At 56.9% G+C, this 20,980-nt stretch carries 19 protein-coding genes and 1 riboswitch; of the genes, 7 read left to right on the top strand and 12 right to left on the bottom strand.

Annotation, left to right across the window (positions count from 1 at the left end):
* Positions 1–2 precede the first annotated feature (2 nt).
* Positions 3–4,226: a DNA-directed RNA polymerase subunit beta' gene (gene rpoC / locus C6A40_RS23375; RefSeq protein WP_008503454.1), complete on the top strand. Its 4,224-nt coding sequence runs from the start codon at positions 3–5 to the stop codon at positions 4,224–4,226.
* A 57-nt stretch (positions 4,227–4,283) separates the two neighbouring features.
* On the opposite strand, the gene C6A40_RS23370 is transcribed toward rpoC, so the two are convergent.
* The 10 genes from C6A40_RS23370 to C6A40_RS23325 form a co-directional block, all read right to left on the bottom strand.
* A complete protein-coding gene (locus tag C6A40_RS23370) occupies positions 4,284–4,601 on the bottom strand; it encodes a PTS lactose/cellobiose transporter subunit IIA (protein ID WP_008503455.1) in 318 nt (105 codons plus the stop codon).
* Positions 4,601–4,909 (bottom strand): PTS sugar transporter subunit IIB, encoded by a 309-nt coding sequence (locus C6A40_RS23365; RefSeq protein ID WP_008503456.1) that lies wholly within the window; start codon positions 4,907–4,909, stop codon positions 4,601–4,603. Before C6A40_RS23365 ends, C6A40_RS23370 begins: the two co-directional genes overlap by 1 nt.
* Positions 4,910–5,089: 180 nt before the next feature.
* A complete protein-coding gene (locus tag C6A40_RS23360) occupies positions 5,090–6,631 on the bottom strand; it encodes a sensor domain-containing diguanylate cyclase (RefSeq protein ID WP_025910400.1) in 1,542 nt (513 codons plus the stop codon).
* Positions 6,632–6,967: 336 nt separating this feature from the next.
* Entirely contained in the window at positions 6,968–8,095 is a 1,128-nt protein-coding gene (gene thiH, locus C6A40_RS23355) for a 2-iminoacetate synthase ThiH (protein WP_008503458.1), read from the bottom strand.
* A complete protein-coding gene (gene thiG / locus C6A40_RS23350; protein WP_045337287.1) occupies positions 8,092–8,862 on the bottom strand; it encodes a thiazole synthase in 771 nt (256 codons plus the stop codon). The genes thiH and thiG overlap by 4 nt, the downstream gene beginning before the upstream one ends.
* A gap of 1 nt (position 8,863) precedes the next feature.
* Positions 8,864–9,064 (bottom strand): sulfur carrier protein ThiS, encoded by a 201-nt coding sequence (gene thiS, locus C6A40_RS23345; protein ID WP_045337288.1) that lies wholly within the window; start codon positions 9,062–9,064, stop codon positions 8,864–8,866.
* A complete protein-coding gene (locus C6A40_RS23340; protein WP_008503461.1) occupies positions 9,048–9,803 on the bottom strand; it encodes a HesA/MoeB/ThiF family protein in 756 nt (251 codons plus the stop codon). The genes thiS and C6A40_RS23340 overlap by 17 nt, the downstream gene beginning before the upstream one ends.
* The gene (thiE, locus tag C6A40_RS23335; RefSeq protein WP_045337289.1) at positions 9,796–10,431 is read right to left on the bottom strand and encodes a thiamine phosphate synthase; all 636 of its coding nucleotides are present in this window, start codon (positions 10,429–10,431) and stop codon (positions 9,796–9,798) included. Before thiE ends, C6A40_RS23340 begins: the two co-directional genes overlap by 8 nt.
* Positions 10,431–12,326 (bottom strand): phosphomethylpyrimidine synthase ThiC, encoded by a 1,896-nt coding sequence (gene thiC, locus C6A40_RS23330; RefSeq protein ID WP_023326468.1) that lies wholly within the window; start codon positions 12,324–12,326, stop codon positions 10,431–10,433. Before thiC ends, thiE begins: the two co-directional genes overlap by 1 nt.
* A 79-nt stretch (positions 12,327–12,405) precedes the next feature.
* Positions 12,406–12,514: riboswitch (TPP riboswitch) on the bottom strand.
* A gap of 54 nt (positions 12,515–12,568) precedes the next feature.
* Positions 12,569–13,054, bottom strand: coding sequence for an Rsd/AlgQ family anti-sigma factor (locus C6A40_RS23325; RefSeq protein WP_008503464.1), 486 nt, complete (start codon positions 13,052–13,054; stop codon positions 12,569–12,571).
* A 95-nt stretch (positions 13,055–13,149) separates the two neighbouring features.
* Here C6A40_RS23325 and nudC point away from each other — a divergent pair, with 95 nt between their 5' ends.
* The 6 genes from nudC to C6A40_RS23295 all read left to right on the top strand — a co-directional run bounded on the left by nudC (position 13,150) and on the right by C6A40_RS23295 (position 17,502).
* Positions 13,150–13,923, top strand: coding sequence for an NAD(+) diphosphatase (gene nudC, locus C6A40_RS23320; protein WP_023294851.1), 774 nt, complete (start codon positions 13,150–13,152; stop codon positions 13,921–13,923).
* Positions 13,924–13,961: 38 nt separating this feature from the next.
* Positions 13,962–15,026, top strand: a complete 1,065-nt coding sequence (gene hemE / locus C6A40_RS23315; protein WP_008503466.1) for a uroporphyrinogen decarboxylase — start codon at positions 13,962–13,964, stop codon at positions 15,024–15,026.
* 9 nt (positions 15,027–15,035) lie between these two features.
* Positions 15,036–15,707, top strand: coding sequence for a deoxyribonuclease V (nfi, locus tag C6A40_RS23310; RefSeq protein WP_021242964.1), 672 nt, complete (start codon positions 15,036–15,038; stop codon positions 15,705–15,707).
* A 41-nt stretch (positions 15,708–15,748) separates the two neighbouring features.
* Positions 15,749–16,339, top strand: a complete 591-nt coding sequence (locus tag C6A40_RS23305) for a YjaG family protein (protein WP_008503468.1) — start codon at positions 15,749–15,751, stop codon at positions 16,337–16,339.
* A gap of 186 nt (positions 16,340–16,525) precedes the next feature.
* Complete coding sequence (hupA, locus tag C6A40_RS23300) at positions 16,526–16,798, top strand: nucleoid-associated protein HU-alpha (protein ID WP_002445246.1); 273 nt, start codon at positions 16,526–16,528, stop codon at positions 16,796–16,798.
* An 11-nt stretch (positions 16,799–16,809) separates the two neighbouring features.
* On the top strand, positions 16,810–17,502 hold the full coding sequence (locus tag C6A40_RS23295) for a DUF1481 domain-containing protein (RefSeq protein WP_021242965.1): 693 nt from the start codon (positions 16,810–16,812) through the stop codon (positions 17,500–17,502).
* Positions 17,503–17,592: 90 nt separating this feature from the next.
* On the opposite strand, the gene purD is transcribed toward C6A40_RS23295, so the two are convergent.
* Positions 17,593–18,885 carry a phosphoribosylamine--glycine ligase gene (gene purD, locus C6A40_RS23290; RefSeq protein WP_045337291.1) on the bottom strand — a complete coding sequence of 431 codons (1,293 nt, stop codon included), beginning with the start codon at positions 18,883–18,885 and terminating at the stop codon, positions 17,593–17,595.
* 15 nt (positions 18,886–18,900) lie between these two features.
* A complete protein-coding gene (gene purH / locus C6A40_RS23285; protein ID WP_045337292.1) occupies positions 18,901–20,490 on the bottom strand; it encodes a bifunctional phosphoribosylaminoimidazolecarboxamide formyltransferase/IMP cyclohydrolase in 1,590 nt (529 codons plus the stop codon).
* Positions 20,491–20,980 lie beyond the last annotated feature (490 nt).

The raw sequence follows: 20,980 nt of genomic DNA, 5'->3' as shown, positions 1-20,980 counted from the left end.
CCGTGAAAGATTTATTAAAGTTTCTGAAAGCGCAGACTAAAACCGAAGAGTTTGATGCGATCAAAATTGCTCTGGCTTCGCCAGACATGATCCGTTCATGGTCTTTCGGTGAAGTTAAAAAGCCGGAAACCATCAACTACCGTACGTTCAAGCCTGAGCGTGACGGCCTTTTCTGTGCGCGTATTTTCGGGCCAGTAAAAGATTACGAGTGCCTGTGCGGTAAGTACAAGCGCCTGAAACACCGCGGTGTGATCTGTGAGAAGTGCGGCGTTGAAGTGACCCAGACCAAAGTGCGCCGTGAGCGCATGGGCCACATCGAGCTGGCGTCTCCGACTGCTCACATCTGGTTCCTGAAATCACTGCCGTCCCGTATCGGTCTGCTGCTGGATATGCCGCTGCGTGATATCGAACGTGTTCTGTACTTCGAATCTTATGTGGTTATCGAAGGCGGGATGACGAACCTGGAACGTCATCAGATCCTGACTGAAGAGCAGTATCTGGACGCGCTGGAAGAGTTCGGTGACGAATTCGACGCGAAGATGGGTGCGGAAGCTATTCAGGCTCTGCTGAAGAGCATGGATCTGGAGCAAGAGTGCGAGCAGTTGCGTGAAGAGCTGAACGAAACCAACTCCGAAACCAAGCGTAAAAAGCTGACCAAGCGTATCAAACTGCTGGAAGCGTTCGTTCAGTCTGGTAACAAGCCAGAGTGGATGATCCTGACCGTTCTGCCGGTTCTGCCGCCAGATCTGCGTCCACTGGTTCCGCTGGATGGTGGTCGTTTCGCAACGTCCGATCTGAACGATCTGTATCGTCGCGTGATCAACCGTAACAACCGTCTGAAACGTCTGCTGGATCTGGCTGCGCCGGACATCATCGTACGCAACGAAAAACGTATGCTGCAGGAAGCGGTAGATGCCCTGCTGGATAACGGTCGTCGCGGTCGTGCGATCACCGGTTCTAACAAACGTCCTCTGAAATCTTTGGCCGACATGATCAAAGGTAAACAGGGTCGTTTCCGTCAGAACCTGCTCGGTAAGCGTGTTGACTACTCCGGGCGTTCTGTAATCACCGTAGGTCCATACCTGCGTCTGCATCAGTGCGGTCTGCCGAAGAAAATGGCACTGGAGCTGTTCAAACCGTTCATCTACGGCAAGCTGGAACTGCGTGGCCTGGCCACCACCATCAAAGCCGCTAAGAAAATGGTTGAGCGTGAAGAAGCTGTCGTTTGGGATATCCTGGACGAAGTTATCCGCGAACACCCGGTACTGCTGAACCGTGCACCAACTCTGCACCGTCTGGGTATCCAGGCATTTGAGCCAGTCCTGATCGAAGGTAAAGCGATCCAGCTGCACCCGCTGGTTTGTGCGGCCTATAACGCCGACTTCGATGGTGACCAGATGGCTGTTCACGTACCGCTGACGCTGGAAGCCCAGCTCGAAGCGCGTGCGTTGATGATGTCTACTAACAACATCCTGTCTCCAGCGAACGGTGAGCCAATTATCGTTCCTTCTCAGGACGTTGTACTGGGTCTGTACTACATGACCCGTGACTGTGTTAACGCCAAAGGCGAAGGCATGGTGCTGACTGGCCCGAAAGAAGCTGAGCGTATTTATCGCGCTGGCCTGGCCTCTCTGCATGCGCGCGTTAAAGTGCGTATCACCGAATACGAAAAAGATGCAAACGGCGAATTCGTTGCGAAAACCAGCCTGAAAGACACGACCGTTGGCCGTGCCATTCTGTGGATGATCGTACCGAAAGGTCTGCCTTTCTCCATCGTCAACCAGGCGCTGGGCAAGAAAGCGATCTCCAAAATGCTGAACACCTGTTACCGCATTCTGGGCCTGAAGCCGACCGTTATCTTCGCTGACCAGACTATGTACACCGGCTTTGCTTATGCAGCGCGTTCAGGTGCATCTGTTGGTATCGATGACATGGTCATCCCAGAGAAGAAACACGAGATCATCTCTGAAGCGGAAGCTGAAGTTGCTGAGATCCAGGAGCAGTTCCAGTCTGGTCTGGTTACCGCGGGCGAACGCTATAACAAAGTTATCGATATCTGGGCAGCGGCGAACGATCGTGTATCCAAAGCGATGATGGACAACCTGCAGACCGAAACCGTGATTAACCGTGACGGCGTAGAAGAGCAGCAGGTTTCCTTCAACAGCATCTACATGATGGCCGACTCCGGTGCGCGTGGTTCTGCAGCACAGATTCGTCAGCTGGCAGGTATGCGTGGTCTGATGGCGAAGCCAGATGGCTCCATCATCGAAACGCCAATCACCGCGAACTTCCGTGAAGGTCTGAACGTACTCCAGTACTTCATCTCCACGCACGGTGCGCGTAAAGGTCTGGCGGATACCGCACTGAAAACCGCGAACTCCGGTTATCTGACGCGTCGTCTGGTAGACGTTGCGCAGGATCTGGTTGTGACCGAAGACGATTGTGGCACCCTCGAAGGTATCACCATGACCCCGGTTATCGAGGGTGGTGATGTTAAAGAGCCACTGCGTGATCGCGTACTGGGTCGTGTGACCGCGGAAGACATTCTGAAGCCGGGCACCGCAGACATTCTGGTTCCACGCAACACCCTGCTGCACGAACAGTGGTGTGACCTGCTGGAAGCGAACTCTGTTGACTCCGTGAAGGTGCGTTCCGTTGTATCCTGTGACACCGACTTTGGTGTATGTGCGCACTGCTACGGTCGTGACCTGGCGCGTGGCCACATCATCAACAAAGGTGAAGCCATCGGCGTTATCGCGGCACAGTCCATCGGTGAGCCGGGTACACAGCTGACGATGCGTACGTTCCACATCGGTGGTGCGGCATCTCGTGCGGCTGCTGAATCCAGCATCCAGGTGAAAAACAAAGGTAGCATCAAGCTCAGCAACGCGAAGTCGGTTGTGAACTCCAGCGGTAAACTGGTTATCACTTCACGTAACACCGAGCTGAAGCTGATCGACGAATTCGGTCGTACCAAAGAGAGCTATAAAGTGCCTTACGGTGCGGTTATGGCGAAAGGTGATGGCGAGCAGGTTGCCGGCGGTGAAACCGTTGCAAACTGGGATCCACACACCATGCCGGTTATCACCGAAGTAAGTGGTTTCATCCGCTTCACTGACATGATCGACGGCCAGACCATTACTCGTCAGACTGACGAGCTGACCGGTCTGTCTTCTCTGGTGGTTCTGGATTCTGCTGAACGTACTACCGGCGGTAAAGATCTGCGTCCTGCACTGAAAATCGTTGATGCTCAGGGTAATGACGTTCTGATCCCAGGTACCGATATGCCTGCGCAGTACTTCCTGCCGGGTAAAGCGATTGTACAGCTGGAAGATGGCGTACAGATCAGCTCGGGTGACACCCTGGCGCGTATTCCTCAGGAATCCGGCGGTACCAAGGACATCACCGGTGGTCTGCCACGCGTTGCGGACCTGTTCGAAGCACGTCGTCCGAAAGAGCCGGCAATCCTGGCTGAAATCAGCGGTATCATCTCCTTCGGTAAAGAGACCAAAGGTAAGCGCCGTCTGGTTATCACTCCAGTAGATGGCAGCGAACCGTACGAAGAGATGATTCCTAAGTGGCGTCAGCTCAACGTGTTCGAAGGTGAACGCGTAGAACGTGGTGACGTGGTTTCCGACGGTCCAGAAGCGCCGCACGACATCCTGCGTCTGCGTGGTGTGCATGCTGTTACTCGTTACATCGTTAACGAAGTACAGGACGTATACCGCCTGCAGGGCGTTAAGATTAACGATAAACACATCGAAGTTATCGTTCGTCAGATGCTGCGTAAAGCAACCATCGAAAACGCGGGCAGCTCCGAGTTCCTCGAAGGCGAGCAGGTTGAATACTCACGCGTCAAGATCGCTAACCGCGAACTGGAAGCGAACGGCAAAATCGGTGCGACCTTCTCGCGCGATCTGCTGGGTATCACCAAAGCGTCTCTGGCAACCGAGTCCTTCATCTCTGCAGCATCGTTCCAGGAAACGACTCGTGTCCTGACCGAAGCCGCTGTTGCAGGTAAACGTGATGAACTGCGCGGTCTGAAAGAGAACGTTATCGTGGGTCGTCTGATCCCGGCTGGTACCGGTTATGCGTACCATCAGGATCGTATGCGTCGTCGTGCTGCAGGCGAACTGCCAGCTGCACCGCAGGTTACTGCTGAAGATGCATCCGCGAGCCTGGCAGAACTGCTGAACGCAGGTCTGGGTGGCTCCGACAACGAGTAATCGTTGAGTCGCTAATAAAAAACCCGCTTCGGCGGGTTTTTTTATATCTGCACTATTTCAGTTTACTAATGGGATCCGTCGATACAGCTCAATCATATCGCCCGCCAGGTCCTGTATGACCATGGCGTTCATCAGGTGATCCTGCGAGTGGACGGTGATCAGGTTAACCGGAAGCTTCCCGGTCCCTTCATCAAGACCGATAAGCTGCGTCTGTATGGTGTGCGCATGCTTCACATATTCCCGCGACTCTTCCATCGCTTTTTCGGCTTCGTCAAACTCACCTTTACGCGCCATCTGCAATGCCGTCAGGGCCGCACTGCGCGCCGCGCCTGCGTTAACAAGCAGTTCCATAATCGTGGTTTCTAAGTCTTCCATTATGACTCCAGAAGTTTGAGCGCTTTATCCAGTACGGCATCACCTTTCATCATGCCGTAATCCATCATGTCGATCACCGCGACCTTTTTGCCCAGCGGGTCGGCCTGCGCCTGTAATTTAGCCTGCTCGTATTTAACCTGTGGCCCCAGCAATACGATGTCGGCCGTTGCGATGTTGTCTTTAAACTCCGCAACCGGAACGGCTTTAATGGTGACTTCAACCCCTTTTTTCTGCGCGGCGTCTTTCATACGTTGAACCAGCATGCTGGTTGACATTCCCGCTGCACAGCATAAAACGATGTTCTTCATAATCAGCCTCGATCTACATGTGTTTATTGATAATTATCCCGTGCAGACCGCTTCAACAACCGCTTTACCGCGATTGTGTGTCAGGCATCACAAAGAAACAGGCGTTTTTCTGAAACCGGTTACAATTTTACATTGGCGGGTACCCGGCCCGTTGAAACGGGCAGGGTGAAGGCGAGAGGATTAGCTGATGGATGTGCGAACGATTCGATTTTTTCCCTGCTGTTTGGCGCTGTAGAGGGCGTTATCAACGCTTCCGACAAATTGTTCCAGCGGTTCAAAATGCCACTCCCCAAGACCGCCGCTGAACGTAACCCGCAGGTTTTCTTCCCGCCAGACGCGTTTTTCAACGGCGGTACGCCACGCTTCCAGTAATGAGAGCGCGGAAGACATCTGCTCCGCCTGGAAGATTACGGCGAACTCTTCTCCGCCATAACGGTAAACCGAGACGTGATGTGGCTGCATAATCTGGATCCCTTCACGAGCCACGTTGCGTAGAACGATATCACCGGTCAGGTGACCCAGCGTGTCGTTAATTGACTTAAAGTTATCAATATCCACCAGCGCCATCGCGAAGGGCTGCTGAGCATTCAGCAGCTCTGCGATATCGCTGTCGAACGCGCGGCGGTTTTTACAGCCCGTCAGCGCATCGTGGGTGGCCTGGCGCACATACGCCATTTCGCGCTCTTTATTGGACTGAATCGTGTGGCTCAACATCGCTTCCAGGCGCGGCGCCTCGTTAACATCGCCGGTTTTGATGGCATTGATAATGTGCATCAGCACGCTACGCGAGGCGTGGCGGAGGTATAAGCCGAAAAGGATGATGATGATGGCCGCCAGCGCAAACCCCCAGCCAACGATCGTCGTTTCGTGGCGGGTGATATCGGTGAGCGTCGCACCGGATACCCGGTAGATGACAAACCAGTCCGGGTTGGTAAACGAGTAATAGTAATACCAGGCGTTGCTTTTCTTGTCGTAAAGATGGCCTTCGCCGCTGGTCATTTTGTCCATCAGCGCTTCGCTCACGTACTGCTTGAAGAGCGCGCCGGTATCCGGATGCAGCACCACAGCACCGTCGCGTTCGACGACGAAGAATTCCCCCTGAACGGGCGCCACCATCTGGCGCAGGGTATAGCCCATTGACGTCAAATCAAGATGAAAGGCGATCGTTCCCTTCAGTCTGCCTTCCGGCGAGATCAACGGCTTATAAAGGGTTACCGTCGGATGGCCGGTAAAGTAGTCCATGTAGGGACGGGTATAGTGGCTGAAGATGCTGGCTTCCGCCTGAGCGACAAACCACGGCCGCGTTCGGGGATCGAAGGTTTTACTCTTCTCCGTGGGGAGCACCTCTGGCGCGCGCAGATAATGCCCCTGCGTATCGGCAAGCGAAATGGAGGAGACGGTCGGCATCAGGTTCTGCAAATGCATGACCATCTGCAGCCCCTGCGTCGGGTTAAGGTTTAGCGTCTCGTTTAGCCTGTCGTCGCGCGCAAAGTACATCGCGGAACGGCCCAGAATATAGTCGTTTTCGCGCAGGATAGATTCGGTGTAGTTCACCGCCAGGTTGTGCGTGAAGTTGCTATTGATCTTATGATAATCCTCAAGAAAATCCTTTCGTTGCGAAAGCGTCACCGCGATCGCGATCACCGCAAAACTGCAGAGGATCCCCGCAAAGCTGAGCATAATGGGCCGGGTAAAAGAGAGCTTTTTGCTGTGAAGTGCCATGAGCTGTACATCGTTCCTGATGGTGAATACTTTTCGTCTGCCGATATCCTCTCAGCATAGTCGCTGTCCTGCGGTTAGCGGTGAATTATACGGCACGCGATTTTTGACAGGATGATTTATCTTAAGAACCATTAAGAAAATACTTATTAAAATGGCATGAGCCGTTTTTGCAATGAACCAGAGGCAGGGCGAAACGAGGAAGAAGCTTTTCGCCCTGGTCAGCATCCGTTGCTGACCGTGTGACAATAAAAAACCGGACAATCGCTGACAATCTTCCGGTTTTGCCTTTTCGTCGCGGCTCGACAATTTTTTAACGTGTTGCAGTGCGTTTCAACGTCACTGCGAGGCTCTTCCCAGCCAGCTGTCCCAGTCTTTCCAGACGGGCTGAAGACCCTGCGCCGTCAGGACGGCGGCGACCGCTTCCGGGCGTCGTCCGTCATGGGGTGCAAATTGTTCCAGTTCCGGATGGTCGTCGGCGTAGCCGCCAGGCTGCGTTTTGGAAAACGCGCTGACGTTGTTAATTGCAATCGGGATGACGCGATCGCGAAATGCCGGAGACTCGCGCGTTGAGAGCGATAATTCCACTTCCGGAGCGAGCAGGCGAAACGCGCAAATGGTCTGCACCAGCTGGCGTTCATCCATCAGCGAAGCCGGTTCAATTCCTCCCGCGCAGGGACGCAGGCGCGGGAAGGAGATGGAGTATCGGCTCTGCCAGTAGTGCTGCTGGAGCCACAGCAGATGTTCCGCCACCATGTAACAATCCACCCGCCAGCTGTCGGAGAGCCCGATCAGCGCACCCAGACCGATTTTGTCGATACCGGCGCGACCCAGCCTGTCCGGCGTTTCCAGGCGGAAGAAGAAATCCTGTTTCTTGCCCTTCAGGTGGTGTCGGGCGTACGTCGCCTCGTGGTAGGTTTCCTGATAGACCATGACGCCGTCCAGCCCGAGCGTTTTGAGCTCCGCGTACTCTTCCTGCGACAGAGGCTGCACTTCCATCTGCAACGACGCAAACTGACGACGAATGGCGGGAAGGTGCCGGCGGAAATAGTCCATTCCCACTTTCCCCTGATGTTCGCCCGTGACCAGCAAAAGATGTTCAAAGCCCATTTCACGGATGGCCGCACACTCACGGGCAATCTCAGCCTCATCGAGCGTTTTACGCTTGATGCGGTTGCTCATGGAGAAACCGCAGTAGGTGCAGTCATTGGCGCACAGGTTGGAGAGATAGAGCGGCACGTAGAAACTCACCGTGTTGCCAAACCGCTGGCGGGTAAGCCGCTGCGCTCGCTGGGCCATCGGTTCGAGGTAGGCGCTGGCCGCCGGGGAGAGCAGGGCCATCAGATCCTCGCGGGTCAGATGACGGGCCTGCAGCGCGCGCTCCACGTCAGCCGCCGTTTTGCTGTTGATACGCAGGGCAATGTCGTCCCAGTTAAGCTGGCGCCAGCGCTCGGTAAACGTGCTCATGAGATCGCCTCCAGAAAACCGGTCAGCGGGCTGGTGGCCTGCGCCTGGAAACTGCGCGAGCCGGGGCCGGATCCCCTTGCCAGCAGGCCTGCCTCTACGGCCAGGCGGAATGCACGCGCCATCATGACCGGATCGTCGGCAACCGCGATAGCCGTATTCACCAGCACCGCGTCAGCACCCATCTCCAGCGCCTGCGCGGCATGGCTGGGCACGCCAATGCCCGCATCCACCACCACCGGCACGGTAGCCTGCTCAATAATGATTTCCAGCATCGCGCGGGTCTCCAGCCCTTGGTTGGAGCCAATGGGGGCCCCCAGCGGCATGACGGCAGCGCAGCCGACCTCTTCCAGCCGTTTGCACAGGACAGGGTCGGCCCCGCAGTAAGGCAGGACGGTAAACCCTTGCTGAACCAGCTTTTCAGCCGCTTTCAGCGTTTCAATCGGATCGGGCAGCAGCCAGCGGGCATCCGGATGGATTTCCAGCTTCAACCAGCGGGTGCCGAGCGCCTCCTGTGCCAGCTGTGCGGCAAAAATCGCCTCTTCTGCCGTTTTGGCACCGGAGGTGTTGGGCAACAGCGTGACGCCCGCTTCCAGCAACGGAGCCAGAATGGCATCGCTGTGATGGCGCAGATCCACGCGCTTAAGCGCCAGCGTCACCAGCTGGCTGCCGCTTTCGCGAATGGCCTCCACCATCAGCTGCGGCGAGGCGAATTTTCCGGTTCCGGTAAACAGATGCGAATCAAAAACCTTATCGGCAATACGTAACATCTCAGCCCCCTGCGATAACCTGAAACAGCAGGATCTGGTCGCCTTCATTGACCTGCTGATGTTCCCACTGCTCGCGCGGCAGGATCTGTTGATTGAGCGCCAGCGCCGTTCCCGGCCTGAGCTGGCGCAATTTGTCGAGCAGTGCGGCAACGGTTAGCCCGTCGTCGCAGCTCATCGGCTCATCGTTAAACAGAATGCGCATCGCGGCCTCCGCACACCGGGCAGTGGCTGGCGCGATGCAGCGCCAGATGACGCCAGCCGCTGGAGCGGGCATCAAACAGCCGCAGCGTATTGCGTTCCGTCTCCATGCCGCTGAGCAGCTTGATGGCCTCCAGCGCCTGCATCGTGCCCATCACGCCGACCACCGGACCCAGAATGCCCGCCGTACGGCAGTTGCGCGTCGGCTCGGCATCGTCCGGCCACAGGCAGCGATAGCAGCCCTGCGTCCACGGTGGCGTCAGAACCATCATTTGCCCGCCGAACCCCACCGCGCTGGCGGTGATAAGCGGCGTATGATTTGCCACGCAGGCGGCGTTGATCGCCTGGCGCGTCGCCATGTTGTCGGTACAGTCCAGCACCACGTCGGCAAGGGCGACTTCACGGTGCAGGCTTTCACCGCCAAGCCGCTCCTGTAGGGCAATCAGTTCGATATCCGGGTTAAGCTGATGCAGCCGCTGCCGGGTGATCTGCGCTTTCGGCTGGTTGATATCCTCGGTGGTAAAGAGGATTTGTCGCTGCAGGTTGCTGAGGTGGACCTCGTCGTCGTCGGCCAGCACCAGCGTGCCGATACCCGCGCCTGCCAGATAGAGCGCGGCGGGTGCGCCTAATCCCCCCAGGCCAACAATCAGCACCCGGCTGGCGAGCAGTTTTTGCTGCCCGTCGATGGCGATATCTTCCAGCAGGATCTGACGGCTGTAGCGCATAAAGTCGCGATCATTCATCGCCTGCTCCTGCCAGCTGTAACAGCTGTTCGGTGGCGGCCTGCCAGTCTGCGGCCTGGGTGATGGCGCTGACGACGGCGATGCTGCCCACGCCGGTCTCCAGCACTGCCGGGGCGCGTTCCAGGCTGATTCCGCCGATGGCGACGGTGGGGTAGTCGGCAAGGCGTTTAACGTGACCCGCCAGTTGCGTCAGACCCTGCGGAGCGGAGGGCATCTGCTTGGTTTGCGTCGGGAAGACGTGACCGAGTGCGATGTAAGAGGGACGGGCCGCCAGGGCCACGTCGATCTCCATGTCATCGTGTGTTGACACGCCAAGACGCAGCCCGGCTTCGCGGATAGCGCTCAGATCCGTTGTTTCCAGGTCCTCCTGACCCAGATGCACGCCGTACGCCCGGTGCTTAACGGCCAGCCGCCAGTAGTCGTTGATAAACAGCCGGGCGTTATACCGTCGCCCCAGCGCAATGGCGGCAACCACATCGGCTTCCACCTCCTCATCGCGTTTATCCTTGATGCGCAGCTGGAGGGTGCGAACGCCTGCCTCCAGCAGGCGCGCTATCCACGCCACGCTGTCCACCACCGGATAGAGCCCTAAACGGTAGGGAACGGGTGGGAAATCGGGCTGGTACATTACGCCTCCTCTTTTTTGAGGTAGATTTCGCCGCCTTTGGCGCGGAAGGCTTCGGACATGTCCGCCATACCCACTTCAATGGTTTGCGTGGCGGCGTAGTCGCGCACCTCCTGGCTGATTTTCATCGAGCAGAACTTCGGCCCACACATGGAGCAGAAGTGCGCGACTTTGCCCGACTCCTGCGGCAGGGTTTCGTCGTGGTAGGCGCGGGCGGTGAACGGATCCAGCGCCAGGTTGAACTGGTCTTCCCAGCGGAATTCAAAGCGCGCCTTCGACATGGCGTTATCACGAATTTGCGCGCCCGGGTGGCCTTTGGCCAGATCCGCCGCGTGGGCGGCAATTTTGTAGGTGATCAGCCCCTGCTTCACGTCCTCTTTGTTTGGCAGCCCGAGGTGCTCTTTCGGCGTCACGTAGCAGAGCATGGCGCAGCCGAACCAGCCGATCATCGCCGCCCCAATGCCTGACGTGAAGTGGTCATAGCCCGGCGCGATGTCGGTGGTCAGCGGCCCCAGCGTGTAGAACGGCGCTTCGTGGCAGTGCTCCAGCTCTTCGGTCATGTTGCGGCGGATCATCTGCATCGGCACGTGGCCCGGGCCTTCAATCATCACCTGCACGTCATATTCCCAGGCGATTTTGGTCAGCTCGCCCAGCGTGTGCAGCTCGGCAAACTGTGCTTCGTCGTTAGCATCGCGGATGGAGCCCGGGCGCAGGCCGTCGCCCAGCGACAGAGAGACATCGTAAGCGGCGCAGATTTCGCAGATCTCGCGGAAGTGTTCGTAAAGGAAGTTCTCCTGGTGATGGGAGAGGCACCACTTCGCCATGATCGAACCGCCGCGCGAGACGATGCCGGTCAGACGCTTCGCGGTCATCGGCACGTAGCGCAGCAGCACGCCCGCGTGAATGGTGAAGTAGTCCACGCCCTGTTCCGCCTGCTCCAGCAGCGTGTCGCGGAACGCTTCCCAGGTAAGGTTTTCGGCGATGCCGTTGACCTTCTCCAGCGCCTGATAAATCGGGACGGTGCCAATCGGAACCGGGCTGTTACGCAGGATCCATTCGCGGGTTTCGTGAATATAGCGGCCGGTGGAGAGATCCATTACCGTGTCCGCGCCCCAGCGCGTTGACCAGACCAGCTTCTCAACCTCTTCTTCGATGGAGGAGGTGACGGCCGAGTTACCGATGTTAGCGTTGACCTTCACCAGGAAGTTGCGGCCGATAATCATCGGCTCGGATTCCGGGTGGTTAATATTGGCGGGGATGATCGCGCGGCCTGCGGCCACTTCGTCACGCACAAACTCCGGCGTGATGTTCTCCGGCAGGCGTGCGCCAAAGCCTTCGCCCGGGTGCTGGTAGCGCAGCACTTCGCTGCGGATACGCTCGCGGCCCATGTTCTCGCGGATGGCGATGAACTCCATCTCCGGCGTGACGATCCCCTGGCGGGCGTAGTGCAGCTGCGTCACGCATTTGCCCGCTCTGGCGCGTTTTGGCGTCAGCAGGCCGGTAAAGCGCAGCGCGTCCAGACCGTCGTCGGCCAGGCGTTCTTTGGTGTATGCAGAACTGCGTACGCTCAGTTCTTCGCAGTCGTTACGCGCCTCTATCCACGGCTGGCGCAGCTTTGCCAGACCCTGCTGGACGTTAATAGCCACATCAGGATCGCCGTACGGGCCGGAGGTGTCATACACCGGCACGGCTTCGTTGTCTTCATACTGCGGATTCTCTTTGCTGCCGCCGATAAGCGTCGGGCTGAGCTGGATTTCACGCATCGGGACGCGGATATCGGCCTGCGAGCCGGAAATGTAGATGCGTTTCGAGTTCGGGAAAGCGGTGCCTTCCAGGGTGTCGATGAAGTGTTGGGCCTGTGCACGCTGTTCGCGGCGGGTCAGTTTTGCAGTAGACATAGCTCATTCCAAAAGTGAAGGACATGGCTTGTCAGACGACGGATGAAGCAAGAGAGGATCGCCCGGGGGGCGATACAACAGCAGTGTGACTCTTGTTCCCTTCGCAGGTATTAGCCTGATCAGGTTCCGCGGATCCCGAATTAACGGTCTCAGCCCGGCTTTCGCTCTGGGCACTCCGACAAGAAAAATCCCCCTCGTGAGAGGGGCGAATGGTTGTAAATTACTCGTTAACGATTAAGAACTCAAGCCGGGCGCGCGATGTTATCTTCGGGGCTGGCGTCCAGGACGAGGCTAATCAGCTTATCTTCCAGCGTGAATCGCTCTTCCAGCGCTTCGCCAAGGTCGGAAAGCGCCTGCTGGAACTCTAGATAGTTATCGTGATCGATGGCGTTCTCAAGCGTGGAATCGTAGTAATCCATGATCTGCTGGGTGTTGGCTTCCAGCAGCGGACAAAGCTTGCTGGCCGCTAAATACGGCGTTGTCCCTTCCATTTCGCGGATAATGCGTTCATAAATATTGAAATGGCCGTCGGACAGATAGTCGACCAGGCTCTGACAAAAATCATCCAGCGCTTTTTCATTCAGCCGCATAAACGATTCTTTGCCAGGCTTAAGACCGACCAGATTGTAATAAGCCACGAGTAGATGCTTGCGCACATGTAGCCAGCGATCCACCAGTTTGTTACTTCCTCTAACGCGCTCAGTCAGGCTTTCTAGCTGGTTTAACATGGTCGACTCCGCAAAGTGTAGGATTGAATCTGCTCATCCAGAATGTAACCACAATGCTAACAACATGTCAGTGAAGCGAAGGTAGTGCAATAGATATGGATCGTATTATTGAAAAATCAGATCTGGGTTGGTGGATCGTCAGTCACGAACAAAAATTATGGTTGCCCGGTGGAGAGCTGCCCTACGGTGCGGCGGAAACGTTTGATCTCGTGGGCCAGCCTGCGCTGAAGATCGGCGAGTGGCAGGGTGAACCCGTGTGGTTGATCCAACAATCGCGTCGTCTGGATATGGGATCCGTTCGCCAGGTGTTGGATCTGGACGTAGGCCTGTTCCAGCTGGCGGGGCGGGGCGTGCAGCTGGCGGAGTTTTACCGTTCGCACAAATACTGCGGCTATTGCGGCCATACCATGCACCCGAGTAAAACCGAGTGGGCGATGCTCTGCAGCCACTGCCGCGAACGTTATTACCCACAAATTGCGCCGTGCATTATCGTCGCTATCCGTCGGGATGACTCTATTTTGCTTGCACAGCATACCCGCCATCGCAACGGCATTCATACCGTGCTGGCCGGGTTCGTCGAAGTGGGCGAAACGCTGGAGCAGGCAGTGGCGCGCGAGGTGATGGAAGAGAGCGGAATCAAAGTGAAGAACCTGCGCTACGTCACCTCCCAGCCGTGGCCGTTCCCGCAGTCGCTGATGACGGCCTTTATGGCCGACTATGACAGCGGCGAGATCGTTATCGATCAGAAAGAGCTGCTGGATGCGAACTGGTATCGGTATGACGATCTACCGCTGCTTCCCCCACCGGGCACCGTGGCGCGTCGGCTCATAGAAGATACCGTGGCGATGTGTCGGGCCGAGTATGAGTAGTGTTACACTGAGGCCATGACGCTTAAGGAACTGCAAAAATGACCGAACTGAAGAACGATCGTTATCTGCGTGCGCTGCTGCGCCAGCCCGTTGATGTCACCCCGGTGTGGATGATGCGCCAGGCGGGACGCTATCTGCCAGAGTACAAAGCCACGCGCGCGCAGGCGGGCGATTTTATGTCGCTGTGCAAAAACGCCGAGCTGGCCTGTGAAGTGACGCTCCAGCCGCTGCGCCGCTTCCCGCTGGATGCGGCGATCCTCTTCTCGGATATTCTGACCATTCCGGATGCGATGGGCCTTGGCCTGTACTTCGAAACCGGTGAAGGCCCGCGTTTTACCTCTCCGATCAGAAGCAAAGCCGACGTGGACAAACTGCCGATCCCCGATCCGGAAGGCGAGCTGGGCTACGTGATGAACGCCGTGCGCACCATTCGCCGCGAGCTGAAAGGGGAAGTGCCGCTGATTGGCTTCTCCGGCAGCCCGTGGACGCTGGCGACCTATATGGTGGAAGGGGGCAGCAGCAAAGCCTTCACCCTGATTAAAAAGATGATGTACGCCGAGCCGCTGGCTCTGCATGCGCTGCTCGACAAGCTCGCGAAGAGCGTCACGCTCTACCTCAACGCGCAGATTAAAGCCGGTGCGCAGTCGGTGATGATTTTCGATACCTGGGGCGGCGTGCTGACCGGGCGTGATTATCAACAGTTCTCCCTGTATTACATGCATAAAATCGTTGACGGCCTGCTGCGCGAAAACGAAGGCCGCCGCGTGCCGGTGACGCTGTTCACCAAAGGTGGCGGTCAGTGGCTGGAAGCCATGGCGGCAACCGGCTGTGACGCTCTGGGTCTCGACTGGACCACCGATATCGCTGATGCCCGCCGCCGCGTGGGCGACAAAGTGGCGCTTCAGGGCAATATGGACCCGTCCATGCTCTATGCGCCGCCTGCCCGCATTGAAGAAGAAGTGTCGACTATACTGTCTGGTTTCGGCCAGGGGGAAGGCCACGTCTTTAACCTCGGCCACGGTATTCATCAGGATGTACCGCCGGAGCACGCAGGCGTATTTGTGGAGGCGGTGCATCGGCTTTCTGCCCAGTATCACAAGTAAGGAGTCGTTATGGATCTCGCGTCGCTACGCGCTCAACAAATCGAACTGGCCTCATCGGTGATCCGCGAGGATCGTCTGGATAAGGATCCTCCGCAGTACATTGGCGGAGCCGACGTCGGGTTTGAGCAGGGTGGGGACGTGACGCGAGCGGCGATGGTGGTCCTGAAATACCCTTCGCTCGAGCTGGTGGAGTACAAGGTCGCGCGTATTGCCACCACCATGCCGTACATTCCGGGCTTTCTCTCCTTCCGCGAATATCCCGCGCTGCTGGCAGCGTGGGAGCAGCTTTCGCAAAAACCTGACCTGCTTTTTGTCGATGGGCACGGTATCTCACACCCGCGCCGTTTAGGCGTTGCTAGCCATTTTGGTCTGCTGGTGGATGTGCCGACCATCGGCGTCGCCAAGAAACGCCTCTGCGGCGCGTTTGAGCCACTCTCCGCCGAGCCGGGTGCGCTGGCACCGCTTATCCATAAAGGCGAGCAGCTGGCGTGGGTCTGGCGCAGCAAGGCACGCTGTAATCCGCTGTTCATCGCCACCGGCCATCGGGTGAGTATGGACAGCGCCCTGGCGTGGGTACAGCGCTGCATGAAGGGCTACCGCTTACCGGAGCCAACGCGCTGGGCTGACGCGGTGGCCTCTTCGCGTCCGGCTTTTGTTCGTTGGCAGGAAATTCAGCGATGATTCAGGTAAACTGCGCCTAATTTTCGATTCGAGAGATCATCATGCTACAAAACCCGATTCACCTGCGCCTTGAAAAGCTGGAAAGCTGGCAGCACGTCACCTTTATGGCTTGCCTGTGCGAGCGCATGTATCCCAACTATGCCGCGTTCTGCAAGCAGACCGGCTTTGGTGATGGCCATATCTACCGCCGCATTCTGGATCTGATCTGGGAAACGCTGACGGTGAAAGACGCGAAGGTGAATTTCGACTCTCAGCTCGAAAAGCTGGAAGAGGCGATCCCGGTGGCGGATGATTTTGACCTGTACGGCGTCTACCCGGCAATTGATGCCTGTGTGGCGTTAAGCGAATTGCTCCACTCCCGCCTGAGCGGTGAGACGCTGGAGCACGCTATCGAAGTCAGTAAGGCCTCTATCACCACCGTGGCGATGCTGGAAATGACCCAGGAAGGTCGCGAGATGACCGACGAAGAGCTGCGTGCGAACCCGGCCGTTGAGCAAGAATGGGATATCCAGTGGGAGATTTTCCGCCTGCTGGCAGAGTGTGAAGAACGCGACATTGAGCTGATAAAAGGGCTGCGCGCGGACTTACGTGAGGCCGGTGAGAGTAATATTGGTATAATTTTTAACCAATGAGATAAGAAAACTTGAGATAACGCCCGTTTTGTCGCTCCTCGACTCTTCCCTTTCGACCCTTGTCTGGTCTACATTTGGGGGGCGAAAAAAAGTGGCTATCGGTGCGTGTATGCAGGAGAGTGCTTTTTTGGCATTTTCGTCGCACTCGATGCTTAGCAAGCGATAAACACATTGAAAGGATAACTTATGAACAAGACTCAACTGATTGATGTAATTGCGGACAAGGCTGATCTGTCTAAAGTGCAGGCTAAAGCTGCTCTGGAATCTACCCTGGCTGCTATTACTGAGTCTCTGAAAGAAGGCGATGCTGTACAACTGGTTGGTTTCGGTACCTTCAAAGTGAACCACCGCGCTGAGCGTACTGGCCGCAACCCGCAGACCGGTAAAGAAATCAAAATCGCCGCAGCTAACGTGCCGGCATTTGTTTCTGGTAAAGCACTGAAAGACGCTGTTAAGTAAGACGCGTGGCAGTGAACAGTTTTAGCGAAGGGGCGGCAACGCCCCTTTTGTCTTTCTGGCGCGGAACGCTCGCGCTGGCAGGTGCGCTGCTGCTGTCAGCCTGTAGTCACGACACCACTCTGCCGCCGTTTACCGCCAGCGGCTACGCTGACAACCAGGGCGCGGTCAGGATCTGGCGTAAAGATTCCGGCAATGAAGTTCATCTGTTGTCTGCCTTCAGCCCGTGGCATAGCGGCAATACGTCGACGGCAGAATATCGCTGGCAGGGAGATGATCTCTCGCTGATTGAGCTGAACGTCTACAGCAAGACCCCCGAACACGTGAAAGTGCGTTTTGACGACCATGGCGAGCTGAGCTTTATGCAGCGTGAAGTCAGCGGTCAAAAACAGCAGCTTTCCAGCGACCAAATCGCCCTCTACCGTTACCGTGCCGAACAAATCCGCCAGACCAGCGATGCGCTTCGTCTGGGACGCGTTGTGCTGCGCCAGGGGCGCTGGCATAACGATGGAACGGTAACCACCTGCGAAGGGCAAACGGTGAAGCCTGAGCTTGAATCCTGGGCGACCGAACACATTCAACGCCGTCAGCGTCATTCATCAATGGACGTGAGCGTGGCGTGGCTTGAGGCGCCGGAAGGCTCTCAATTGCTATTGGTGGCGAACGAAGATTTCTGCACCTGGCAGCCGACAGAGAAGAGTTTTTGAGTTCTGTGGATTAAGCCGGATGGCGCTAACGCTTATCCGGCCTACGAACGATTCCCTCTCCCTGTGGAAGAGGGTGAGGGCGAGGAGGAATTACTCCCCCTGCTCACGCGCAATCGCGCGATAGCCGATATCCTGACGGCTAAAGCTACCGTTCCAGTGAATATCCGCCATCAGCGCATAGGCGCGCTTCTGTGCTTCTGCCACGGTATGACCCAGCGCGGTCGCACACAGCACGCGTCCGCCGTTGGTCAGAACGCGATCGTCCTCAGCCAGCTTCGTACCGGCGTGGAACACTTTCGCACCGTCAATATCTTCCAGCGGCAGACCGTGGATCTCATCACCGGTGCTGTAGTTGCCCGGATAACCGCCCGCAGCAATCACCACGCCGAGAGACGCACGCTCGTCCCACTCGGAGGTTTTCTCGTCCAGCTTGCCATCGCAGGCAGCCAGGCACAGCTCAACCAGATCGGATTTCATGCGCAGCATGATGGGCTGGGTTTCTGGATCGCCAAAGCGGCAGTTGAATTCGATGACCTTAGGGTTACCCTGCTTGTCGATCATCAGGCCTGCATAAAGGAAACCGGTGTAGGTATTGCCTTCTGCCGCCATCCCCTTCACGGTAGGCCAGATGATGCGATCCATGGTGCGCTGGTGGACGTCGTCAGTCACGACCGGCGCAGGGGAGTAAGCGCCCATCCCGCCGGTATTAGGCCCCGTGTCGCCATTGCCCACACGCTTGTGATCCTGGCTGGTGGCCATCGGCAGAACGTGCTCGCCGTCGACCATGACGATAAAGCTCGCCTCTTCACCGTCGAGGAACTCTTCTATCACGATGCGGTGGCCCGCATCGCCAAAGGCGTTACCTGCCAGCATATCCTGAACCGCGGCTTCGGCTTCTTCGAGCGTCATCGCGACGATCACGCCTTTACCCGCGGCCAGACCGTCGGCCTTGATAACAATCGGCGCGCCCTTCTCACGTAACCAGGCCAGAGCAGGCTCCACTTCAGTGAAATTCTGATATTCCGCCGTCGGGATGTTATGACGCGCGAGGAAATCTTTGGTGAAGGCCTTGGAGCCTTCCAGCTGCGCGGCGCCTTCCGTTGGGCCAAAGATTTTCAGGCCCGCCGCGCGGAACGCATCCACCACGCCAATCACCAGCGGCGCTTCAGGGCCGACGATGGTCAGGTCGATTTTCTCGCTCTGGGCAAAACTCAGCAGCGCCGGAATGTCGGTCACGCCGATAGCCACGTTCTGCAGCGCGGGTTCCAGTGCGGTACCGGCGTTGCCCGGTGCCACGAAGACCGTTTTAACCAGCGGAGACTGGGCCGCTTTCCACGCCAGCGCGTGCTCGCGTCCGCCGTTACCAATCACTAATACTTTCATTTTCTGCTCCGGGAATTAATGGCGGAAGTGACGCATGTCGGTGAAGATCATCGCAATGCCGTGTTCGTCGGCAGCGGCAATCACTTCGTCGTCGCGGATTGAACCGCCAGGCTGGATCACGCAGGTGATGCCTACCGCGGCTGCGGCGTCGATACCGTCACGGAACGGGAAGAAGGCGTCAGAGGCCATGGCGGAGCCTTTGACTTCCAGGCCTTCATCGCCTGCTTTAATACCCGCGATTTTCGCCGAGTAAACGCGGCTCATCTGGCCTGCGCCTATCCCGATGGTCATGTTCTCTTTCGCGTAGACGATGGCGTTGGATTTCACGAACTTCGCCACTTTCCAGCAGAACAGCGCGTCACGCAGCTCCTGTTCGGTCGGCTGACGTTTGGTCACCACGCGCAGGTCGGCTTCTGTCACCATCCCCAGATCGCGGTCCTGAACCAGCAGGCCGCCGTTCACGCGCTTGAAGTCCTGGCCCGGCACGCGTTCTGCCCACTGGCCGCAAACCAGTACGCGCACGTTCTGTTTTGCCGCGGTGATTTTCAGCGCTTCTTCGGAGGCCGATGGCGCGATGATCACTTCAACGAACTGGCGGGAGATGATGGCCTGAGCCGTTTCAGCATCCAGCTCGCGGTTGAAGGCGATAATGCCGCCGAACGCGGAGGTCGGGTCGGTTTTGTAGGCGCGATCGTAGGCATCAAGGATTGAGGTGCTCACGGCAACGCCACATGGGTTCGCATGCTTGACGATAACACAGGCCGGCTCGCTGAACTCTTTCACACACTCCAGCGCGGCGTCGGTGTCAGCAATGTTGTTATAGGAGAGCGCTTTGCCCTGAACCTGCTGTGCGGTAGCGACAGAAGCTTCTTTTACCTCTTCTTCTATATAGAAGGCCGCCTGCTGGTGGCTGTTCTCGCCGTAGCGCATATCCTGCTTCTTAATGAAGTTCAGGTTCAGGGTGCGCGGGAAGCGACCTGAAGGATCTTTGCTTTCACCGTGGTAAGCCGGCACCAGGCTACCGAAGTAGTTGGCGATCATGCTGTCGTACGCGGCGGTGTGCTCGAAGGCTTTGATGGCGAGGTCGAAACGCGTTTCCAGGGTCAGCGACCCATCGTTGGCGTCCATCTCATTAATAATGGTGGTGTAATCGCTGCTCTTGACCACGATGGCGACATCTTTATGGTTCTTGGCCGCAGAGCGCACCATGGTCGGGCCGCCGATATCAATATTCTCTACAGCATCTTCCAGAGAGCAGCCTTCGCGGGCAACGGTCTGGGCAAAGGGGTAGAGATTAACGACAACCATGTCGATAGGCGCGATGTCGTGCTGTTCCATAATGGCGTCGTCCTGACCGCGACGGCCCAGAATGCCGCCGTGGACTTTCGGGTGCAGGGTTTTGACGCGTCCATCCATCATTTCCGGGAAACCGGTGTAATCGGACACTTCGGTTACCGGCAGACCTTTATCTGCTAACAGGCGAGCGGTTCCACCTGTGGAAAGCAGCTCTACACCGCGTGCAGAAAGTGCCTGAGCGAATTCGACGATACCGGCTTTATCAGAAACACTGAGCAGAGCGCGGCGGACTGGACGACGTTGTTGCATGGTAAATCCCCTGGATTTCACGATTACAGAGAGCGTTAGATGAATTTTCCTGTGAAAAACTCATCTAACACACCTGACGAGGCATCCTTGTAAAGCGCGAGCATTTTAACGAAAACGTTTGCGCAACGCTCGCACATTTTCACTTTTTCGTATCATTGTGGATAAGTCTGTGCGTAAAAAGGTATAAGGCGGGGTTTTGCTGTGGAATGCAGCAGTCAGTCATTTTTCTGTCATTTAGCGGTTGCGGCCTGCGGAGAACTCCCTATAATGCGCCTCCATCGACACGGCGGATGTGAATCACTTCACACAACAAGCGGTTCGGTTGAAGAGAAAAAATCCTGAAATAACGGGTTGACTCTGAAAGAGGAAAGCGTAATATACGCCACCTCGCAACGGTGAGCGAAAGCCGCGTTGCACTGCTCTTTAACAATTTATCAGACAATCTGTGTGGGCACTCAAAGTGACATGGATTCTTAACGTCCTCGGACGA

The sequence above is a fragment of the Enterobacter sp. GER_MD16_1505_Eko_090 genome, assembly GCF_003331015.1.
GTDB classification, from domain to species: Bacteria; Pseudomonadota; Gammaproteobacteria; order Enterobacterales; family Enterobacteriaceae; genus Enterobacter; species Enterobacter roggenkampii.
The sequence above is the reverse complement of the archived record's forward strand: the minus strand, read 5'-3'. Positions and strand labels throughout refer to the sequence as shown.

What these genes read in the sequence shown, in the direction of transcription:
- nfi (WP_021242964.1), top strand. Translation starts at nt 15,036, where the DNA reads ATGGATCTCGCGTCGCTACGCGCTCAACAAATCGAACTGGCCTCATCG.
- C6A40_RS23340 (WP_008503461.1), bottom strand. Translation starts at nt 9,803, where the DNA reads ATGAATGATCGCGACTTTATGCGCTACAGCCGTCAGATCCTGCTGGAA.
- purH (WP_045337292.1), bottom strand. Translation starts at nt 20,490, where the DNA reads ATGCAACAACGTCGTCCAGTCCGCCGCGCTCTGCTCAGTGTTTCTGAT.
- nudC (WP_023294851.1), top strand. Translation starts at nt 13,150, where the DNA reads ATGGATCGTATTATTGAAAAATCAGATCTGGGTTGGTGGATCGTCAGT.
- thiC (WP_023326468.1), bottom strand. Translation starts at nt 12,326, where the DNA reads ATGTCTACTGCAAAACTGACCCGCCGCGAACAGCGTGCACAGGCCCAA.
- thiE (WP_045337289.1), bottom strand. Translation starts at nt 10,431, where the DNA reads ATGTACCAGCCCGATTTCCCACCCGTTCCCTACCGTTTAGGGCTCTAT.
- hupA (WP_002445246.1), top strand. Translation starts at nt 16,526, where the DNA reads ATGAACAAGACTCAACTGATTGATGTAATTGCGGACAAGGCTGATCTG.
- thiG (WP_045337287.1), bottom strand. Translation starts at nt 8,862, where the DNA reads ATGTTACGTATTGCCGATAAGGTTTTTGATTCGCATCTGTTTACCGGA.
- thiS (WP_045337288.1), bottom strand. Translation starts at nt 9,064, where the DNA reads ATGCGCATTCTGTTTAACGATGAGCCGATGAGCTGCGACGACGGGCTA.
- purD (WP_045337291.1), bottom strand. Translation starts at nt 18,885, where the DNA reads ATGAAAGTATTAGTGATTGGTAACGGCGGACGCGAGCACGCGCTGGCG.
- C6A40_RS23360 (WP_025910400.1), bottom strand. Translation starts at nt 6,631, where the DNA reads ATGGCACTTCACAGCAAAAAGCTCTCTTTTACCCGGCCCATTATGCTC.
- C6A40_RS23370 (WP_008503455.1), bottom strand. Translation starts at nt 4,601, where the DNA reads ATGGAAGACTTAGAAACCACGATTATGGAACTGCTTGTTAACGCAGGC.
- C6A40_RS23305 (WP_008503468.1), top strand. Translation starts at nt 15,749, where the DNA reads ATGCTACAAAACCCGATTCACCTGCGCCTTGAAAAGCTGGAAAGCTGG.
- hemE (WP_008503466.1), top strand. Translation starts at nt 13,962, where the DNA reads ATGACCGAACTGAAGAACGATCGTTATCTGCGTGCGCTGCTGCGCCAG.
- C6A40_RS23365 (WP_008503456.1), bottom strand. Translation starts at nt 4,909, where the DNA reads ATGAAGAACATCGTTTTATGCTGTGCAGCGGGAATGTCAACCAGCATG.
- thiH (WP_008503458.1), bottom strand. Translation starts at nt 8,095, where the DNA reads ATGAGCACGTTTACCGAGCGCTGGCGCCAGCTTAACTGGGACGACATT.
- C6A40_RS23325 (WP_008503464.1), bottom strand. Translation starts at nt 13,054, where the DNA reads ATGTTAAACCAGCTAGAAAGCCTGACTGAGCGCGTTAGAGGAAGTAAC.